14 protein-coding genes are annotated in these 17639 nt (G+C 70.4%); 6 read left to right on the top strand and 8 right to left on the bottom strand.

Annotated features, from left to right (window positions below; genetic code table 11):
- Positions 1-101: 101 nt before the first annotated feature.
- Entirely contained in the window at positions 102-560 is a 459-nt protein-coding gene (locus tag ABZ855_RS09390; RefSeq protein ID WP_360803533.1) for a MarR family transcriptional regulator, read from the top strand.
- A 397-nt stretch (positions 561-957) separates the two neighbouring features.
- On the opposite strand, the gene ABZ855_RS09385 is transcribed toward ABZ855_RS09390, so the two are convergent.
- Complete coding sequence (locus ABZ855_RS09385; protein WP_360803530.1) at positions 958-2439, bottom strand: glycosyltransferase family 39 protein; 1482 nt, start codon at positions 2437-2439, stop codon at positions 958-960.
- A 187-nt stretch (positions 2440-2626) separates the two neighbouring features.
- Between ABZ855_RS09385 and ABZ855_RS09380 the strand changes: the two genes are divergently transcribed.
- Both ABZ855_RS09380 and galE read left to right on the top strand, forming a co-directional pair.
- Positions 2627-3814, top strand: coding sequence for a glycosyltransferase family 87 protein (locus ABZ855_RS09380; RefSeq protein WP_360804156.1), 1188 nt, complete (start codon positions 2627-2629; stop codon positions 3812-3814).
- A 58-nt stretch (positions 3815-3872) separates the two neighbouring features.
- On the top strand, positions 3873-4895 hold the full coding sequence (gene galE / locus ABZ855_RS09375) for a UDP-glucose 4-epimerase GalE (RefSeq protein ID WP_360803527.1): 1023 nt from the start codon (positions 3873-3875) through the stop codon (positions 4893-4895).
- Here the strand turns inward: galE and ABZ855_RS09370 are convergent.
- From ABZ855_RS09370 to ABZ855_RS09360, 3 genes are all read right to left on the bottom strand, one after another.
- Complete coding sequence (locus ABZ855_RS09370; protein WP_360804153.1) at positions 4889-5533, bottom strand: response regulator transcription factor; 645 nt, start codon at positions 5531-5533, stop codon at positions 4889-4891. The genes galE and ABZ855_RS09370 overlap by 7 nt on opposite strands.
- An 82-nt stretch (positions 5534-5615) precedes the next feature.
- Positions 5616-6767 carry a histidine kinase gene (locus ABZ855_RS09365; RefSeq protein WP_360803524.1) on the bottom strand — a complete coding sequence of 384 codons (1152 nt, stop codon included), beginning with the start codon at positions 6765-6767 and terminating at the stop codon, positions 5616-5618.
- Positions 6768-6908: 141 nt separating this feature from the next.
- A complete protein-coding gene (locus tag ABZ855_RS09360; protein WP_360803521.1) occupies positions 6909-7556 on the bottom strand; it encodes a TetR/AcrR family transcriptional regulator in 648 nt (215 codons plus the stop codon).
- 199 nt (positions 7557-7755) lie between these two features.
- Here ABZ855_RS09360 and ABZ855_RS09355 point away from each other — a divergent pair, with 199 nt between their 5' ends.
- Together ABZ855_RS09355 and ABZ855_RS09350 are read left to right on the top strand one after the other, a co-directional pair.
- The gene (locus ABZ855_RS09355) at positions 7756-8673 is read left to right on the top strand and encodes an ABC transporter permease (protein WP_360803518.1); all 918 of its coding nucleotides are present in this window, start codon (positions 7756-7758) and stop codon (positions 8671-8673) included.
- A complete protein-coding gene (locus ABZ855_RS09350) occupies positions 8666-9475 on the top strand; it encodes an ABC transporter ATP-binding protein (protein ID WP_360803515.1) in 810 nt (269 codons plus the stop codon). The genes ABZ855_RS09355 and ABZ855_RS09350 overlap by 8 nt, the downstream gene beginning before the upstream one ends.
- Before the next feature lie 20 nt (positions 9476-9495).
- Here ABZ855_RS09350 and ABZ855_RS09345 read toward each other — a convergent pair whose 3' ends face one another.
- From ABZ855_RS09345 to ABZ855_RS09330, 4 genes are all read right to left on the bottom strand, one after another.
- A complete protein-coding gene (locus tag ABZ855_RS09345) occupies positions 9496-9939 on the bottom strand; it encodes a GtrA family protein (RefSeq protein WP_360803512.1) in 444 nt (147 codons plus the stop codon).
- A 138-nt stretch (positions 9940-10077) separates the two neighbouring features.
- Positions 10078-15051 carry an NAD-glutamate dehydrogenase gene (locus ABZ855_RS09340; protein WP_360803509.1) on the bottom strand — a complete coding sequence of 1658 codons (4974 nt, stop codon included), beginning with the start codon at positions 15049-15051 and terminating at the stop codon, positions 10078-10080.
- 483 nt (positions 15052-15534) lie between these two features.
- Positions 15535-16206: an HAD family hydrolase gene (locus ABZ855_RS09335; RefSeq protein WP_360803506.1), complete on the bottom strand. Its 672-nt coding sequence runs from the start codon at positions 16204-16206 to the stop codon at positions 15535-15537.
- A 32-nt stretch (positions 16207-16238) separates the two neighbouring features.
- Positions 16239-16754 (bottom strand): hypothetical protein, encoded by a 516-nt coding sequence (locus ABZ855_RS09330; RefSeq protein ID WP_360803503.1) that lies wholly within the window; start codon positions 16752-16754, stop codon positions 16239-16241.
- A 302-nt stretch (positions 16755-17056) separates the two neighbouring features.
- On the opposite strand from ABZ855_RS09330, the gene ABZ855_RS09325 reads away from it, so the two are divergent.
- Complete coding sequence (locus tag ABZ855_RS09325; RefSeq protein WP_360803500.1) at positions 17057-17602, top strand: Rv3235 family protein; 546 nt, start codon at positions 17057-17059, stop codon at positions 17600-17602.
- The last annotated feature ends 37 nt before the right edge of the window (positions 17603-17639 follow it).

The raw sequence follows: 17639 nt of genomic DNA, 5'->3' as shown, positions 1-17639 counted from the left end.
AGCTTCGTTGGAGCCCCTTGCGGGGTTCCTCGTGGACATCACTTAATCACACAATTCAATTGTGCACAACTGAGTGGCGGGCAAAGAGGTACTCTGGAGTCATGTCAGCAACGTCCGCCGAGGACTACCTCCGTCTCGACCACCAGATCTGCTTCTCCCTGAACGCGGCGTCCCGCGCCTTCAACGGCGTCTACCGCACGGCCCTCAAGGACCTCGGGCTCACCTACCCGCAGTACCTGGTGATGCTCGTCCTGTGGGAGCACGGACAGCTGCCCGTGAAGAAGGTCGGCGAACACCTCCGCCTCGACTCCGGGACGCTGTCACCGCTGCTCAAACGGCTGGAGACGGCCGGCCTCGTCCGGCGCGAGCGCAGCACGCGGGACGAGCGGTCGGTGGAGGTGCGGCCGACCGACAAGGGCCTCGCACTGCGCGAGCGGGCGCTCCAGGTACCGCCCAGGATTCTCTCGGCGACCAGCTTGAACGTGGACGAGATCCGGGCACTGCGGGCCCGCCTGGACGAGCTCACGGTCGCCCTGGACGCGGCAGCCCTGGAGGACTGACGCTCCGCTGTAGGCGCGGCGCGGGGTTGTCGGTTCGCGGCGGGCCGTCGCGCCCGCTCGCCACGCGGCACGGGATTGTCGGTTCGCTGCGGCCCGTCGCGCCCGGTCGCCACGCGGCACGGGATTGTCGGTTCGCTGCGGCGCCATCGGGGCCGGTCGCCGAGCCGCGCGGGGATTGTCGGTTCGCCGCGGCGCCATCGGGGCCGGTCGCCACGCGGCAGGGGGTCGTCGGTTCGGGGCGGCGCCATCAGGGCCGGTCGCCACGCGGCACGGGATTGTCGGTTCGCGGCGGGCCGTCGCGCCCGCTCGCCGCGCCGCACGGCGTTGTCGGTTCGCTGCGGGCCGTCGCGCCCGGTCGCCGTGCGGCGGAGGTGCACGCCGGTAGATCCCCGCGCTCCTAGCGTGGCACTGCTCCCGCCCTGCGTTCGTAGAGGCGCAGGGTCACCCCGCTGCCCCTGAACTCCCATCTCGGCTCGAACTCCTCCGCCACCACCGTTCGCTTGACCCGGTCCGTCGCGCTGCCCGGGGACCAGGACGGGCGCAGGGCGTACGGCTCCGCGACCAGCCACACGTGGTCGAGCCCGGCCAGTTGCCGCCGCAGCGCCGCCGGGCCCACCTCGACGCCGTACAGCGTCCCGGAGGTGCGCGCCGACTCGGCGAGCGCGATGTCGCGGGTGTCGCGGAACCCCTTCGGGTACGCCAGCGCCGAGCGCCGTCCGATGGCCGGGAGGAACAGCACCGGGTCACCGGGGCGCAGTTCGCGGGCCGCGATCGCGGAGGCGGCGGCGAGGTTGTCGCCGCCGCGCCGCACAACGGAACGGTCCTGCCGGAGCAGCGGCAGCTGGTACGCGCAGACGACGGCCACGGCGAGCAGCCCGGCCACGGTCACGGCCGCCCGGGGCAGGCGCGGCACGGCCCGCGCGAGCCGGTCGGCGCCGGCGGCGGCGAGGAGGGGTGCGCCGGCGAGCGCGTACAGGACGTACCGGTCGTCGTAGAGCGGCGACCACTGGGAGACGGTCATGAGGACCGCGGGCGGTACGAGGAGCAGCGGGAGGGCGACGGCGGCGAGGGGCGGTTCATGGCCGTCGCGGCTGGGCCAGGGGCGCCGCAGGGCCACGTACATGAGGAGGAGGCAGGGCACGAGGACCTCGTCGGTGGAGCCGGCGAACCGGTGCAGCAGCCGGTTCACGCTGCCCGGCCCGGGTGGCCGCAGCCAGCCCACCTGCGCCGACTGGGCGTGCGAGACCAGCACCAGCGGGAGCAGCACCAGCGCCACGGCGCCGGCCGCGCACAGCCACGCCGCCCACACCCGCCGGGGGACGCGGGCGAGCACGAGGGTCAGGGCGTGCGCGAGGAGCAGCAGTACGGCGAACTCGTGGAGGAGGCAGGTGACGGCGACGACCACCGCGTACGGCGTCCAGGAGCGGCCCCCGAGCGCGCGTACGAGCAGCAGGGTCGCGCCCGCCGCACCGGCCGCGACCAGGGCGTACGACCGTCCCTCCTGGGCGTAGTGGCCGGCCATCGGGTTGATGGCGTACAGGAGACCGGCCCAGAGGCCGACGCGTGGGCGGGCCAGGCGGGCGCCGAGGAGCGCGACCAGGCCGGCGGTCACGGCCGCCGCGAGGACCGACGGGAACCGGAGGAGGACCTCGCCGGGGTGGAGGGCGAGGACGGGCCGCATCAGCAGGTAGTACAGGCCGTGCACGGCGTCGACCTCGTGCAGCAGCCGCCAGATCTGCGGCACCGTGCGCCGCGCGACCTGGAAGGTGGCCGCCTCGTCGCGCCACATGCCACCCCGGTCGAGGCCCCAGCAGCCGATCACCAGCATGACGACCACCGGGATCAGGGGGACCGCGACGGCGGCCGTCTTCTTGTTCATCCCCTGATTCATCGGCCTGTTGATCACAGGCCTGATTTTGTGCGATGAGACAACATTTGATGGTTATTGACGGCGTTTGACAACTGATTGACGTGGATATGGCATTCGCTCGGCTTACGATCCGGCGGTGACGAGACCCCCCGCCCTCCTCGCCCTCGCTGTCGGCTGGGCCGCCTCCCGTGCCCTGATGCTGTGGCTGCTGATCCACGACGACCTCCCGCTGCTCGGCGGCGGCTCGGTGGCTCGTGAGGTCCAGCGGCTGTACTTCCGCTGGTACGGCGTCCTCACGCAGGGCACGTTCCCCGCCCACGACACGCTGTGGCAGTACCCGCCGGGCGCCGGTCCGGTACTGCTGTCGCCCGCGCTGCTGCCGACGTTCACCTACTTCGAGGCGTTCGTGGCGCTCACGCTCGCCGCCGACGTCCTGGTCCTGCTGGCCCTCACGCGCGCGGGACGCCGTCCCGGCCGTTCCCTGCGCGGCGCCGGGTACTGGACGGCGGGCCTGCCCCTGCTCCTCCATGTGCCGCTCGCCCGCTACGACCTGCAGGTCACGGCGTTCGCCGTCATCTCCCTGTTGACGTTGTCGCGCTCCCCGCGCGCGTGCGGCGCGTTCGCGGCGCTGGGCGCCCTGGTGAAGGTCTGGCCGGCCCTGGTGCTGCTGGGTACGCCGAAGGGCCCCGCGACCCGGTCGGCGTGGACGTCCGCGACGGCCACGGCGACGGCCGCGCTGGCACTCCTCGCGGCCGTTTTCAGCAACCCGTTCGCGTTCCTGCGCCAGCAGGGCGGGCGGGGCGTGCAGATCGAGTCGTTCGGCGGCACCGCGCTCTCCCTCGCCACGCGCGCGGGGTGGGACGGACGGGTGCGCTACCAGTACGGCGCGATGGAGTTCGTGGGCCCGTACGTCACCTCGGTGGCGGCGCTGTCCCTCGCGCTGACGGCCGGCGCGTTCGGGCTCCTGCTGCTGTGGCGGGTGCGGGCCCGGCACTGGACGGAGGCGACTCCGTTCGACGCGGCCATGAGCGCCGTACTCCTCTTCACGGTCACCAGCAGGGTGATCAGCCCGCAGTACCTGGTCTGGCTGCTGGGGCTGGCCGCCGTGTGCCTGACCTCACGGCACACCAGCCAGCGCCCGGTGGCATGGTTGCTCATCGCGGCCGCGGCGGTCAGCGGCCTCGACTATCCGGTCCTGTACGCCGAGGTCATCCACTGCACCTGGACGGGTGTGACGGTGATGGTCGTACGCAACGGTCTGCTGGCCGCGGCGGCGATCCTGTCCTTCGTACGACTGTGGCGCTCGACCCGGCCCACTGCGGTCCCGCTCCCGGTTCCTGCTTCCGCTCGTTCACTCCCCGAGCGGGAACTTAGTGCGTCTTAACGGGAGTTAACTGACAAAGTACGACCGAAACACCAGACCACACGAGGGGACGGCCGCAATGACCTGGCTGATCACCGGCGGCGCAGGCTACATCGGGGCGCACGTCGTGCGCGCGATGACCGAGGCGGGCGAACGCACCGTGGTGTACGACGACCTGTCCACCGGTGTCGCCGAGCGCGTGCCGGACGGCGTGGCACTGGTGGTCGGCTCGACCCTGGACGGGGAGCGGGTGGCGCGTGCCCTGCGGGACCACGAGGTGACGGGCGTGATCCATCTGGCGGCGAAGAAGCAGGTGGGCGAGTCGATGGACCGCCCGCTGCACTACTACCGGGAGAACGTGGAGGGGCTGCGCGTCCTGCTGGAGGCGGTCACCGCGGCCGGGGTGCCGTCCTTCGTGTTCTCGTCCTCGGCGGCGGTGTACGGCACCCCGCCCGCCGCGTGGGAGGGGGCCCTGGTGACGGAGGACACGCCGTGCGTCCCGATGAGCCCGTACGGCCAGTCGAAGCTGGCGGGCGAGTGGCTGGTCCGCGCGACGGGCCGGGCCATGGGCCTGTCGACGGCGACCCTGCGCTACTTCAACGTGGCGGGCGCGGCGACCCCGGAGCTGGCCGACGTGGGTGCCTTCAACATCATCCCGATGATCTTCGAACGTCTGACGGCCCATGAACCGCCGCGCATCTTCGGCGACGACTACCCGACCCCGGACGGCACCTGCGTACGGGACTACATCCATGTGGTGGACCTGGCCGAGGCCCATGTGGCGGCGGCCCGGGCGCTGGAGGCCACCCCGGGCTGTGAGCTCACCCTCAACATCGGCCGGGGGGAGGGCGTCTCGGTCCGCGACATGATCGACCTGGTGAACGGCGTGACGGGCCACGCCCTGCCCCCGGTCGTGGCCCCGCGCCGCCCGGGCGACCCGGCGAGGGTCGTGGCCTCGGCCGACCGCATCGCCACCGAGCTGGGCTGGAAGGCGAAGCACGACGTCCACGACATGATCACCTCGGCGTGGGCGGGCTGGGTCCGGCTGCACCCGGAGGCAGAGACAGGAACAAAGGGACCGGCAGGTTCAGGCGGCTACTGATTGTTCAGGTAGGCCAGTACCGCCAGCACCCGGCGGTGTCCGCTGTCGCTCGGGGGCAGGCCCAGCTTCAGGAACACGTTGCCGATGTGTTTGCTGACCGAGCGTTCCGTGACCACCAGGGTCCTGGCGATCGTCGTGTTGTCGTGGCCCTCCGCCATCAGCTCCAGCACCTCCCGCTCGCGCGGGGTGAGGGAGTCGAGAGGGGAGTCGCGGCGCCGGGTGAGGAGTTCGGCGACGACCTCGGGGTCCAGGGCCGTACCCCCGGCGGCGACCCGCTCCAGGGCGTCGAGGAACTCGTCGACCCTGCCCACGCGGTCCTTCAGGAGATAGCCCACGCCGCTCGCTCCGCCGCCCAGCAGCTCGGCCGCGTACGACTCCTCCACGTACTGGGACAGGACGAGCACCGGAAGGCCGGGGATCCGCTCCCGCGCCTCGAGGGCCGCGCGCAGACCCTCGTCGCGGAAGCCGGGAGGCATCCGGACGTCCAGTACGGCGGCGTCCGGACGGTGTTCGAGCAGGGCCGGCAGCACCTCGGGGCCGGTTCCCGCGACGGCCACGACATCGTGTCCGGCCGACGTCAGCAGCAGGACGAGCCCTTCTCTCAGCAGGGCGTTGTCCTCGGCGATCACCACACGCATGACGGTCCTGTTCTCCATCCGGTCGTCCGGCGATCCGGGCATCCGGTCCAGTTGCCGGTGGCCGGGGCCTCGGCGGGGGCGCTCACCATACGCACGGCAGTTCCACCTCGATCACGGTCGGCCCCCCGACAGGGCTCGACACCTCCAAGCCGCCGTCGAGCGCGGCCACCCGGCGGCGCATCCCGAGCAGTCCGGTGCCGTTTTTCTCGTCGGCGCCGCCCTGTCCGCGGTCACCCACCCGGACCTTCAACCCCCTTGGCACGCGGGCGAGTTCGACCCAGGCGGTCGGCGAACCGCTGTACTTCGCCGCGTTCGTCAGCGCCTCGGCGACCACGAAGTACGCGGCTGCCTCCACGGCCGCGGGCGCCCGTACCCCGTCCTCGACACCGTCGTCACGCACGCTCACCTCCAGACCGCTGCTCGACGCCAGCGCCCGCACGGCGCCCACGAGCCCCCGGTCCGTGAGGATCGGCGGATGGATGCCGCGCACCACGTTGCGCAGCTCGGTCAGCGCCTCCTCGGCCTGGTCCTGGGCGTCCTCCAGCAGTTTGCGGGCGGCGTCCGGGTCACGGTCGTACGCCCGTTTGGCGAGGCCGATCCGCATGGACAGGGAGACCAGGCGGGCCTGGGCACCGTCGTGCAGGTCGCGTTCGATGCGCCGGAGTTCGGCGCCGTGCGCGGCGACGGCGTCGGCCCGGGTCGCCTTCAGCTGTTCGACCCGCTCGACGAGTCGCGCCTTGGGCGAGGGCTTGAGCAGGGCGGCCGACCAGGAGGCGTCGAGGTCGGCGAGCCTGCTGATGAGCGGCAGGACGACCGCCTCGCGGCGCAGCAGCCCGCACCACACGCCGTCGACGACCAGACCGACCGGCCACAGCGGGATCATCAGCAGCGGCAGGGTGCCGTACACGTAGTGCGCGACCATCCAGGTCAGGTCGGTGCGGGTGCCGGGGTCCCGGACCGCCGTGCGCAGCTTCTCCTTCAGCTTCCCCTCGATGGGCAGATACGCCTCGGGGATCTCCACGCCCGACCACTCGGTGGCCATCCGGCGCTTGGTGCCGGCGATGCGGCGGATGAGCAGGACCGTCTCGGGCAGCAGCCCGGCGCCTACGACCGTCAGTGTGAGGGTGGCCGTGATCAGCAGGACGGTGATGAAGATGTAGTTGCCGAATGCCATGATCGCGACCGCGACCAGCTGGACCGTGGCCCGCGCTGCCTGCCGCAGTGTCTTCCACATGGCCATCAGGCTAGGTGACGGCATGCCGACCGCACGGGAGAGCCTGCTCCCCGGGCGATGGCGTAGCGGGCTGCACCATCACGCGCCGCAACGCACCGATCACACCGATCACACCGATCAGGTCCTACGGGGTCCGTGGCGTCACAGCGCCTTGAGGGCCGCCGTGGTCGCCCGGGCCAGGGATGCCAGATACCCCTTCGGCAGCTTCGGGCTGCGGATCACCACCGAGCGCCAGTAGAGGGGCCCGGAGATCAGGTCGAGGGCGAGGTCGGGGTCGATGCCGGAGCGGATCTCCCCGCGCTGCTCCGCCGCCGCGACGATCCCGCTGGCGACCCCTTCCTGCCCCTCCCGCAGCGCCTTCTGCATGGCGTCGGCGATCTCGGGGTTGCGGGCGGCCTCCGCCTGGAGGTCGGGGATGATCTGCGAGGCCACCGGGTGGCGCAGCGCGCGTGACGTCAGTTCGTACAGCATCCGCAGGTCGCCCTCGAGGGTGCCCGTGTCCGGCGCGGGGAGCCCCTGCACCGCGATCGCCGAGACCAGGTCGAGCACCAGGTGCAGTTTCGAACGCCAGCGCCGGTACACCGCCGTCTTGCCGACGCCCGCCCGGCGTGCGACGCCCTCGATGGACGTCCTGGCGTAGCCGACGGCCGCCAGCTCCTCGAACACGGCCGCCCGGATGGCCTCCGTCACGTCCTCCCGCAGTACGGCGGCTCCGGCGGGGGCCCGGCGGCGGGTCCGTGCCGGCGCGGTCCCGGACTCGTCGGTGTTCGTCGTCATGCGGACCAGCATAGGGGCGTTACGACGAAACGGTTGCGTTCCGACGCCGAATCGGAATACGCTCCCGTTGCGACGATACGGTCCCGTCCCGACGTAAGAGTTTGGAAAGAAACGCGTAAAGCACCGGCGATCACACCCGCCGGCAGGGGGCGCCGGGAAGCGGGACCGGTCGCGCACCCCTTTCCACTCCCCCCAAGTGAAAGCAGCGGATGTGAGCCAGGTCCTCCACACACCGCCCCCGTCACAGGCCGGCCCGGCCGACGACGACCTCACGGCGCTCGCCGCCCGGTACGGGCTCTCGGTCAGCGGCGCCCGCCCCAGCCTGCGCACCTACGTCCGCCAGCTGTGGGACCGGCGGCACTTCATCACCGCGTTCGCCACCGCCAAGCTCACCGCCCAGTACAGCCAGGCGAAGCTCGGCCAGATCTGGCAGGTGATGACCCCGCTGCTCAACGCGGCGGTCTACTACTTCATCTTCGGCGTCCTGCTGGGCACCAAGCACGGCGTCCCGGACTACATCCCGTTCCTGGTCACGGGCGTGTTCATCTGGACGTTCACCCAGAGCTCGATCATGGCGGGCACCCGCGCCATCGCCGGCAACCTCGGCCTGGTCCGTGCCCTGCACTTCCCGCGCGCGGCTCTGCCGATCTCGTTCTGCATCCAGCAGCTCCAGCAGTTGCTGTTCTCCATGGCCGCTCTGGTCGTGATCCTGCTCTGCTTCGGCATCCCGGTCAGCGCCTCCTGGCTGCTGGTCATCCCCGCCCTGGCACTCCAGTTCGTGTTCAACACCGGCGTGTCGATGGTCATGGCGCGGATGGGCGCGTCGACTCCGGACATCGCCCAGCTGATGCCGTTCGTGCTGCGCACCTGGATGTACGTGTCGGGTGTGATGTGGAGCCTCGACAAGCTGTCCCAGAAGGACGACCTGCCGCGCGTGGTGACGGTGATGCTGGAGACCAACCCGGCGGCGATCTACATCGACCTGATGCGCTTCGCCCTGATCGACAGCTACCACTCCAGCCAGCTGCCGGCCCACGTCTGGCCGATCGCGCTGGGCTGGGCGCTGCTGGCGGGCGTCGGCGGCTTCATCTACTTCTGGAAGGCTGAGGAGACGTACGGCCGTGGCTGAGAACCCGAACGAGCAGATCCCCACCGTCGTCGCCTCGCACGTCGACATCGTCTACCGCGTCAACGGCACGGGTGCCGGACGGGGTACCGCGACGGCCGCCCTCAACCGCATGGTGCGGCGCAAGCAGAGCGAGAAGGCGGCCGGTGTGCGCAAGGTGCACGCCGTCAAGGACGTGTCCTTCGTCGCCTACCGCGGCGAGGCCATCGGCCTGATCGGCACCAACGGCTCCGGCAAGTCCACGCTGCTCAAGGCGGTCGCCGGACTGCTCCCGGTGGAGAACGGCCACATCTACACGGACGGCCAGCCCTCCCTCCTCGGCGTCAACGCGGCCCTGATGGGCGATCTGACGGGCGAGCGGAACGTCTATCTCGGCGGTCTCGCGATGGGCATGTCCCGGGAGCAGATCAAGCAGCGCTACCAGGACATCGTCGACTTCTCGGGGATCAACGAGAAGGGCGACTTCATCACCCTGCCCATGCGGACGTACTCCTCGGGCATGGGCGCCCGGCTGCGCTTCTCCATCGCCGCCGCCAAGGACCACGACGTCCTGCTGATCGACGAGGCCCTGGCGACCGGCGACCGCTCCTTCCAGATGCGCTCCGAGGAACGCATCCGCGAGCTGCGCCAGCACGCCGGCACGGTGTTCCTCGTCAGCCACAACAACAAGTCCATCCGCGACACCTGCGACCGCGTCCTGTGGCTGGAACGCGGCGAACTGCGCATGGACGGCCCGACGGACGACGTACTGAAGGAGTACGAGGCTTTCACCAACCGCCCGACGAAGGCGGCCCAGGCCGCCTGACGAGCTCGTTGGGCCCAGGCCTAGTGGCGGAATACCCAGGTGCGGTAGACGAGGAAGCGGAACGCCGAGGCGAGCACGATCGAGACGCCCTTCACCTCGTTCGACTCGACCGGCCCGTGCAATCCCAGACCGTGATAACCGATGTAGAACAGTCCGCTTTCCATCGCGATGCCGATCGCGCTGAACACGAAGAACAGCGCGATCTGGTGCGGGGTGCGTGAGGCCCTGTCCCGGTACGTGAAATAGCGGAAACCCAGATAGTTCGAGCCCATGGCGATGAGGCTGGACAGCACCGTGGCCGTCATCGCCCGCCAACCGAGCCCGTGCAACAGCAAGTTGAAGAACAGGAAGTTCACGAGCACGCCACTGCCGCCGACGGCCCCGAATTTCACCGCTTCGAGAATCAGGCGCCGCACCGACCTGGCCGGAACGGTCAGCCGGTCCTCGGAGACATTCACACTCACGCTCGCGACTTTATCCGAGGCATCCGGTCTAGCAGGAAAGGGTAAATTCCCCGTCTGCTTTTCTCTAACAGTTGTCAAGAAAAACGGGGGCGCCCCGAGCCGTGACGACGGCCCGGGGCGCCCCTGCGCGCCTACCGGCTACGAATGACTCCGCAGCAGTGTGCGCATCGTCCGCATCGCGACCGACAGGTTCGCCAGGTCGAAGGCGTCCGAGCTCTGGATCTCGTCCAGGGTCGTGCGCGCGCGGCCCAGGAGCGCGGTGTTCTTCGCCTCCCACGCCTGGAAGCGCTGCTCGGGCGTCGACGAGCCGTTGCCGGCCGCGAGGACGTCCGCCGTGAGGGACGCGTGAGCCGCGTACAGGTCCTCGCGGATGGAAGCGCGGGCCATGGACTGCCAGCGGTCGGCGCGCGGCAGCTCGATGATGCGGTCCATGAGCTGGGTGATGTGGAGACGGTCGGCGAGATCGTAGTAGACCTCGGCGACATCCATCGGGTCGCGGCCCATCCGGTCGGCGACCGAGACGATGTCGAGCGTCGGGAACGCCGACGAGAAGCCCGCGACCCTCGTGGCGAGCTGGTCGGGGACCCCGGCGCCCGTCAGCTCGTCGTAGATCTTCCGGTACCACTCGAGATCCGCGCCGCTGAGCAGCTTGGCCAGCTGCGACCAGACCTGGCCGACCCGCTCGCCGAAGAACTCGACGGTCTCCGTGAGCTGCACCGGCTGCGGCCGGTTGTTGAGCAGCCAGCGTGTGCCGCGCTCGACAAGTCGCCGCGAGTGGAGGCGGATCCGGGTCTGGACGGCGGCCTCTACGGTGTTGTCGAGCGCCTCGACCGCGTCCCACACCGCGCTGGAGTTGAAGATCGCGCGAGCCGCGGTCTGCGCCCGCACCACCTCCTCCAGCGAGGCGCCGGTCTCCTCACGCAGCCGGTGCAGGAAGCTCGTACCGCCCGTGTTGACCGTGTCGTTGACGAGTACGGTCGTGATGATCTCGCGGCGCAGCGCGTGCCCGTCGATCTGCTCGGGGAACTTCTTGCGCAGCGCGCTCGGGAAGTAGGCGTCCAACAGGCGGCGCAGGTAGGGGTCTTCGGGCAGCGAGGTCTGCAACAGCTCGTCGGCGACCGTGATCTTCGTGTACGCGAGGAGCACGGCCGTCTCCGGACCGGTCAACCCCTGTCCGCCGCTGAGGCGTTCGCGGATCTGCCGGTCGGTCGGCAGGAACTCCAGCGCCCGGTCCAGATGGCCTTCCCGCACCAGGTACCGCATGAAGCGCTGCTGGGCGTGGAGCATGTCCTTGGACTGGGCGAGGGCGTTGGCGATGGCCGTGTTCTGCGCGTAGTTGTTGCGCAGGACCAGCGCGCCGACCTCGTCGGTCATCTGGGCCAGCAGCTTGTTGCGCTGCTTGACGGTCATGTCACCTTCGGTGACGAGGGAGTTGAGCAGAATCTTGATGTTCACCTCGTGGTCGGAGGTGTCCACGCCCGCGCTGTTGTCGATGGCGTCGGTGTTGATCTTCCCGCCGATTTGCGCGAACTCGATCCGCCCGAGCTGGGTGAGCCCGAGGTTGCCGCCCTCTCCGACGACCCTGACACGCAGGTCGCCGCCGTCGACACGGATGGCGTCGTTGGCCTTGTCGCCGACGTCCGCGTGCGACTCCGTGCTCGACTTGACGTACGTGCCGATGCCGCCGTTCCACAGCAGGTCGACCGGCGCCTGGAGGATCGCCTTCATCAGGTCGGCCGGCGTCATCTTGCTGACCGCGGCCTCGATGCCGAGCGCCTCACGGATGTGCGAGTTGACCGGAATGGCCTTGGCGGTGCGGGGGAAGATGCCACCCCCGGCGGAGATCAGCTGACTGTCGTACTCCGCCCAGCTGGACCTCGGCAGCTCGAACAGGCGCCGCCGCTCGGCGTACGAGGTGGCCGCGTCGGGCTTCGGGTCGATGAAGATGTGCCGGTGGTCGAAGGCGGCGACGAGCCGGATGTGCTCACTCAGCAGCATGCCGTTGCCGAACACGTCACCGCTCATGTCACCGACGCCCACGACCGTGAAGTCCTCGGTCTGCGTGTCGACGCCCAGCTCACGGAAGTGCCGCTTGACGGACTCCCAGGCGCCGCGCGCGGTGATGCCCATGCCCTTGTGGTCGTACCCGGCCGAGCCCCCCGACGCGAAGGCGTCCCCGAGCCAGAAGTTGTACGACTGGGCGACCTCGTTGGCGATGTCGGAGAAGGTCGCCGTGCCCTTGTCGGCGGCGACGACGAGGTAGGTGTCGTCCTCGTCGTGCCGTACGACGTCGGCGGGCGGCACGACCTCGCCGGCCACCAGGTTGTCGGTGATGTCGAGGAGCGCCGAGATGAACGTCTTGTAGCTCCTGATGCCCTCGGCGAGCCACGCGTCCCGGTCCACGCTCGGATCGGGCAGCTGCTTGGCGACGAACCCGCCCTTGGCGCCGACCGGCACGATGACGGTGTTCTTCACCATCTGCGCCTTGACCAGCCCGAGGATCTCCGTACGGAAGTCCTCCCGCCGGTCCGACCAGCGCAGCCCGCCGCGCGCGACCTTCCCGAACCGCAGATGGACGCCCTCCACCTTCGGCGAGTACACCCAGATCTCGTACGCCGGACGCGGCGCCGGCAGGTCCGGGATGGCCTGCGGGTCGAACTTCATGGAGACGTAGTCGTGCGGCTTGCCGCCCGCGCTCTCCTGGTAGAAGTTCGTCCGCAGGGTCGCCTTGATGACGGTGAGGAACGACCGCAGGATGCGGTCCTCGTCGAGGGACGCCACCTGGTCGAGGGCCGCGTCCAGCTCCTCCATGAGCGCGTCGGTCAGCTCGACGCCCGCCCGCTGCCGCTCCGGCGACATCCGCGCCTCGAACAGGGACACAAGCAGCCGGGTGGTGTGGACGTTGTTGCGGAGGGTGTCCTCCATGTAGTCCTGGCTGAACGTGGAACCGGCCTGCCGCAGGTACTTCGCGTACGCCCGCAGCACCAGCGCCTGCCGCCAGTCGAGGCCCGCGCTCAGCACCAGCGCGTTGAAGCCGTCGTTCTCGGCCTGCCCGGTCCAGGTGGCCGAGAAAGCCTCCTGGAAACGCTCGCGGCCGTCGTCCCCGAGATAATCCCCGCCGCCGCTCAGCGACTTGGGCAGCCGGAGCCCGAAGTCGTAGATCCAGGCGGTGGTCCGGTCCGAACAGCGCAGCTCGTACGGCCGCTCGTCGATCACCTCGACGCCGAGCCGGTTGAGGACGGGGAGCACGGCGGACAGCGAGACGGACTCGCCGGTGCGGTAGATCTTGAACCGGCGTTCACCGGGCGCCGCGCTCACCGGCTCGTAGAGGCTCAGCGCGAAGTTCGTGCCGACGCCCAGCTTCTCGAGATTGACCAGGTCGGCGACGGCGGCGCGCGGAGTGTGGTCGGCCTTGTAGCCCTCGGGGATGGCGTTCGCGTACCGGCGCAGCAGTTCGGCGGCGCGCTCCTCGCCGCACTCGGCGTTGAGTGCCTCGGCGAAGGCGTCGGCCCAGGACCGGGCGGCCTCGACGAGCCGCGCCTCGATGCGCTCCTTGTCCTGGTCGGACAGCTGCGGCAGCTCGGTGCCCTGCGGGACCCGGACGACGAAGTGCAGCCGCGACAGGATGGACTCGGTGTTCCAGGCGGTGAAGTCGACGCTGATACCGCCGAGTTCCTCCTTGAGGATGTCGATGATCCGCAGCCGAACGCCGGTGGTGTACCGGTCCCGGGGCAGATAGACGAGGGCGGAGTAGTAGCGCCCGTACTCGTCCTGGCGCAGGTAGAGGCGCAGCCGGCGCCGCTCCTGGAGGTACAGCACCGAGGTGACGATGGCCCGGAGTTCGTCGGGCGGGGTCTGGAAGATCTCGTCGCGCGGGTAGGTCTCCATGATCTGGAGCAGGTCGCGCCCGTCGTGGCTTTCGGGCGAGAACCCGGCGGACCGCAGCACCTCGTCGACCTTGCGCCGCACGACGGGCACCCGGCGCACGGACTCGGTGTACGCGGCCGAGGAGAACAGCCCCAGGAAGCGCCGCTCGCCGACGACGTCACCCTTCTCGTCGAACTTCTTCACCCCGACGTAGTCGAGATACGACGGCCGGTGGACGGTGGCGCGGCTGTTGGCCTTCGTCAGGACGAGCAGCTTGTGCTCGCGGGCCTTGGCCCGGGCGTCGGCGGGCAGCCGCTCGAAGGACGGGCTGACGGGGTGGCCCTCGTCCTCGGAGTGGTGCGGGTCGGCGCGCAGGATGCCGAGGCCGGTCCCCGCGACGGCGGCCAGCGAGTCGTCCTCGCGCAGCTCGTACTCGCGGTAGCCGAGGAAGGTGAAGTGGTCCTGCGCGAGCCAGCGCAGCAGTTCGCGGGCCTCCTCGACGTCCTGGTCGACCAGGTCGTCGGCGGTCGGCTCCTTGGGCAGCTCGTCGGCGATGCGCAGCGCCGCGTCGCGCATCTTGTCCCAGTCCTCGACGGCCTCACGGGTGTCGGACAGCACGCGCAGCAGGTCGCTGGTGATCTGCTTCAGGTCGGCGCGGTCGGTCTCGCGGTCGATCTCGACATGGATCCACGACTCGACGTGCGCGTCGTGCGGCAGGTCCGCGTCCCCGACGGCCGCGCTCCCGGTGGCCCGGTCGGGCAGCACCTCGATGAGCCGGCCGGTCAGGTCCCGTCGTACGACGAACTGCGGATGGACGACGAGATGGATGCCGCGCCCCTGCCGGGACAGTTCGTTGGTGACCGAGTCGACGAGGAAGGGCATGTCGTCCGTGACGACCTCGACCACGGAGTGGCTGCACGTCCACCCGTTCTCCTCGACGGTCGGGGTGTGCACCCGCACGCTCGCCGTGCCCTGCGGACGGGTCTCGCCCAGCCGGTAGTGCGAGAAGGCAGCGCCGAAGACGTCCTCCGGGTCGCGGCCGGTGAGGTCCTCCGGGGCGGTGTGCAGGTAGTAGCGCTGGAGGAACGCGAGCACGGTGTCGTGGTCCGGGGTGCCGGGGTCCCGGCCGGACTCGGTTGCACGTGTCGTCCCAGTCGGTAGGTACCCCCCGACCGGGCTGTTCTCAGCTACCCGGGCGGCCCTTTCGAGCAGGTCGGCCTTGGCTTCGTCCAGCTTGGTCTGCATTGTCCTCTGACTCCTGTCGCGCGCCGTTGCGTGACGTAGAAGGAAGTACGGCTCCTCCTGCGGTACAACGCCTCGACGCGGGGTCTCCGGTCTGTTCCGACGCTATGCCGCAGGGTGGGAAGAGCGGGGGGTTATCGGCCATTCTCGGCACCCCGGCGGAGTGTGACGCTGCTCTCGGCAGCGCCGGTCCACGGGATGCGTACGGCGTCCTGGGAACCCTCGGGGTTCCGTCCCGCCCGCGCCGACCAGCGATCACCGCCCGGGCACGGATGTGGTCCGTGCACTCCGGGCGCAAAGCAGGGACGAGGGCGCCCCCGCGACGTATCGCGCTGATCACGCCACAAGGCTATCGCTCATGACGGGGGCCACGTCATACGCCATTTGTGTACAAAAGATGGCTGACAAGTTTGCCGTTATGCACAGCGGGAGAAGAGAGGATGCCCGAATCGCCCGGAACGGGAGCCGGCCGAGAGCGCGCCGGGGCTACGCGGCCAGGCGCGAGGCCTCCGCGACGGCCTCCTCCAGGCTGTCCACCACGGGCACGCCCACCTCTTCGAGGCTGGCCCGGCCGTGGGAGCCCCCGGTGTAGAGCACGGCCCGGGCACCGACGTGCAGGGCGGCGAGCGCGTCGTCGGCGGCGTCCCCGATGACCACCGTGCGCGCGGCCTCGACACCGGTGCCGGTCAGCGCTTCGAGATGGCGCACCATGTGCTCGGTCTTGCTGCCGCCGGAGGGCCCGGTCCGCCCGTCGACCCGTACGAAGTGCGGCTCGATCCCGAATCCCCTGACCAGCGGGACGAGTTCGGCGTGCCCGTACATGCTCAGAATGGACTGGCTGTGGCCCGCCGACTGCCATCCGGCCAGCAGGTCCCGCGCACCGACGGCCAGCTCGCACGTCACCCGGTGCTCCGCGTAGTACCGGTGGAAGATGTCGTCCATGGCGGCCCACTCGGCGTCCGTGGGCAGCCGCCCGAGCAGTCGCTCGTAGAACCGCGGCACCGGGACGCAGTACAGCTCCCGGTACTGCTCGAGGGTGATCGGTGCCAGCCCCAGCTCGGCGAATGCGGCGTTCGTCGCGCCGATGACGGCCTCGGTGTCGTGGAACAGCGTTCCGTTCCAGTCCCACACGATGTGCGTCATTCCGTACTTCCCCATACCAAGAAAGTACAGCCACGCCGGTCCGTCGCTCAGTCCGGCAACCCCACCAGGTTCGGAATCTCCTGGGTGGCATACCAGAGCAGCTCGTGATCCTCGGCCCCGTCCACCGTGAACTGCGCGTCGTCGTCGCCCTGGTCGGCCGCTCCCAGCGCCGCCGCGGCGGCCGCCACGTCCTTCTCGGCGTCGTCGGCGTCGACGTGCACAGCCGCGGCCTTGCCGAGCGACACGGGCCCGCCCACCCGGACCTCGCCCAGTGCGACCGGGTCGAGGCCCCGGTCGGGGTCCGCCACCGCGACCCCGTCGGCGACATCGACGGCGACGACCACCCGTCGCCGGGCCACCCCCGGGTCCATGGCGAGCAGGCGCAGGGAGGCCAGGGCGGCCCGGTTCAGCGCCGCGTACTCCAGCTCCTCGACATCGTCGGACAGGTACCACTCACGCAACGCGGGCGTGACGGCGTACGCGACGAACGGTCCCGCCCCCAACTCGCCCGTCTTGTACGCCTCGGCAAGGCCCTGGAGGGTCAGGGGGACGTAGACGCGCATGACTGACCGCTTTCGTAGAGGCGTTTCAGACGACCCGGGAAGACCTCAGGATACGTCGCGGAGTCCCCTTTCGAGTCCCCGCTCACGCCCCTCGGAGCGTCCACCGGACGCCTCGGAATTCACCCCGGCCACAGCCCCCACCAGGCCTTTACCCCTCGCAAATCACCCTGATAAGTGAACCTCCGTCTTCACCGACCGGCACCCCATCTCTCCTTGCACCGATTCGATTACTCCCCGTACAAGATCCCCAACAGAAAGTTACCGCCCGGTATTCGTCCGGGCCTGGAGAACGGGGACATTCCATGAACAAGGTGATGACGAGGACGGTCCGCCACACCCCGTCCCGCCCGCCGGTACGCCGGGACACCCGCCGCCCCGGCAGCACCCCGCACCGCACCTCCCCGGGCGGAGGCACGCCCCGCACACCCCGCACCGAAGCCATCGCCCCCACCGGGACCCACCCGGAACCCCGAGTCCCCGCCCAAGGGCAGCCCCGCGCGCTCCCCCAGCCCCGCCCCACCGACCTCTTCGCGGACCGCCTCCTGGCCGTCCTGAGCGGCGAACGCCCCGTCCACAGCATGCTCCGCCACACCGTGGGCCGCGCCTACGACGAGCTGGCCTGGCTCGCGGCGCGCGGCCCCCTCCGCACACGCGGCACCCGCCCCGTCGTCCGCGACGTCGGCTACTACGAGCCCAGCCGAGGCGCCCTGGAGGCCTTCGCCCGCATCGGCGCCGGCGATCAGCTCAGGGCGATGGCGTTCCGCCTGGAACTCGGCCGGGACTTCCGCTGGCGCTGCACAGCCGTGGAACTGGGCGGCCCCCGCAGGCCACACACGGCGGACGACTAGCCACCGGGCACGCGAAAGGGCCGGCCACCCCGCAGGA

The organism is Streptomyces sp. NPDC047042 (assembly GCF_040644035.1).
In the GTDB taxonomy this organism is placed as follows: Bacteria; Actinomycetota; Actinomycetes; order Streptomycetales; family Streptomycetaceae; genus Streptomyces.
This window is presented reverse-complemented; position numbering and strand designations above follow the sequence as displayed.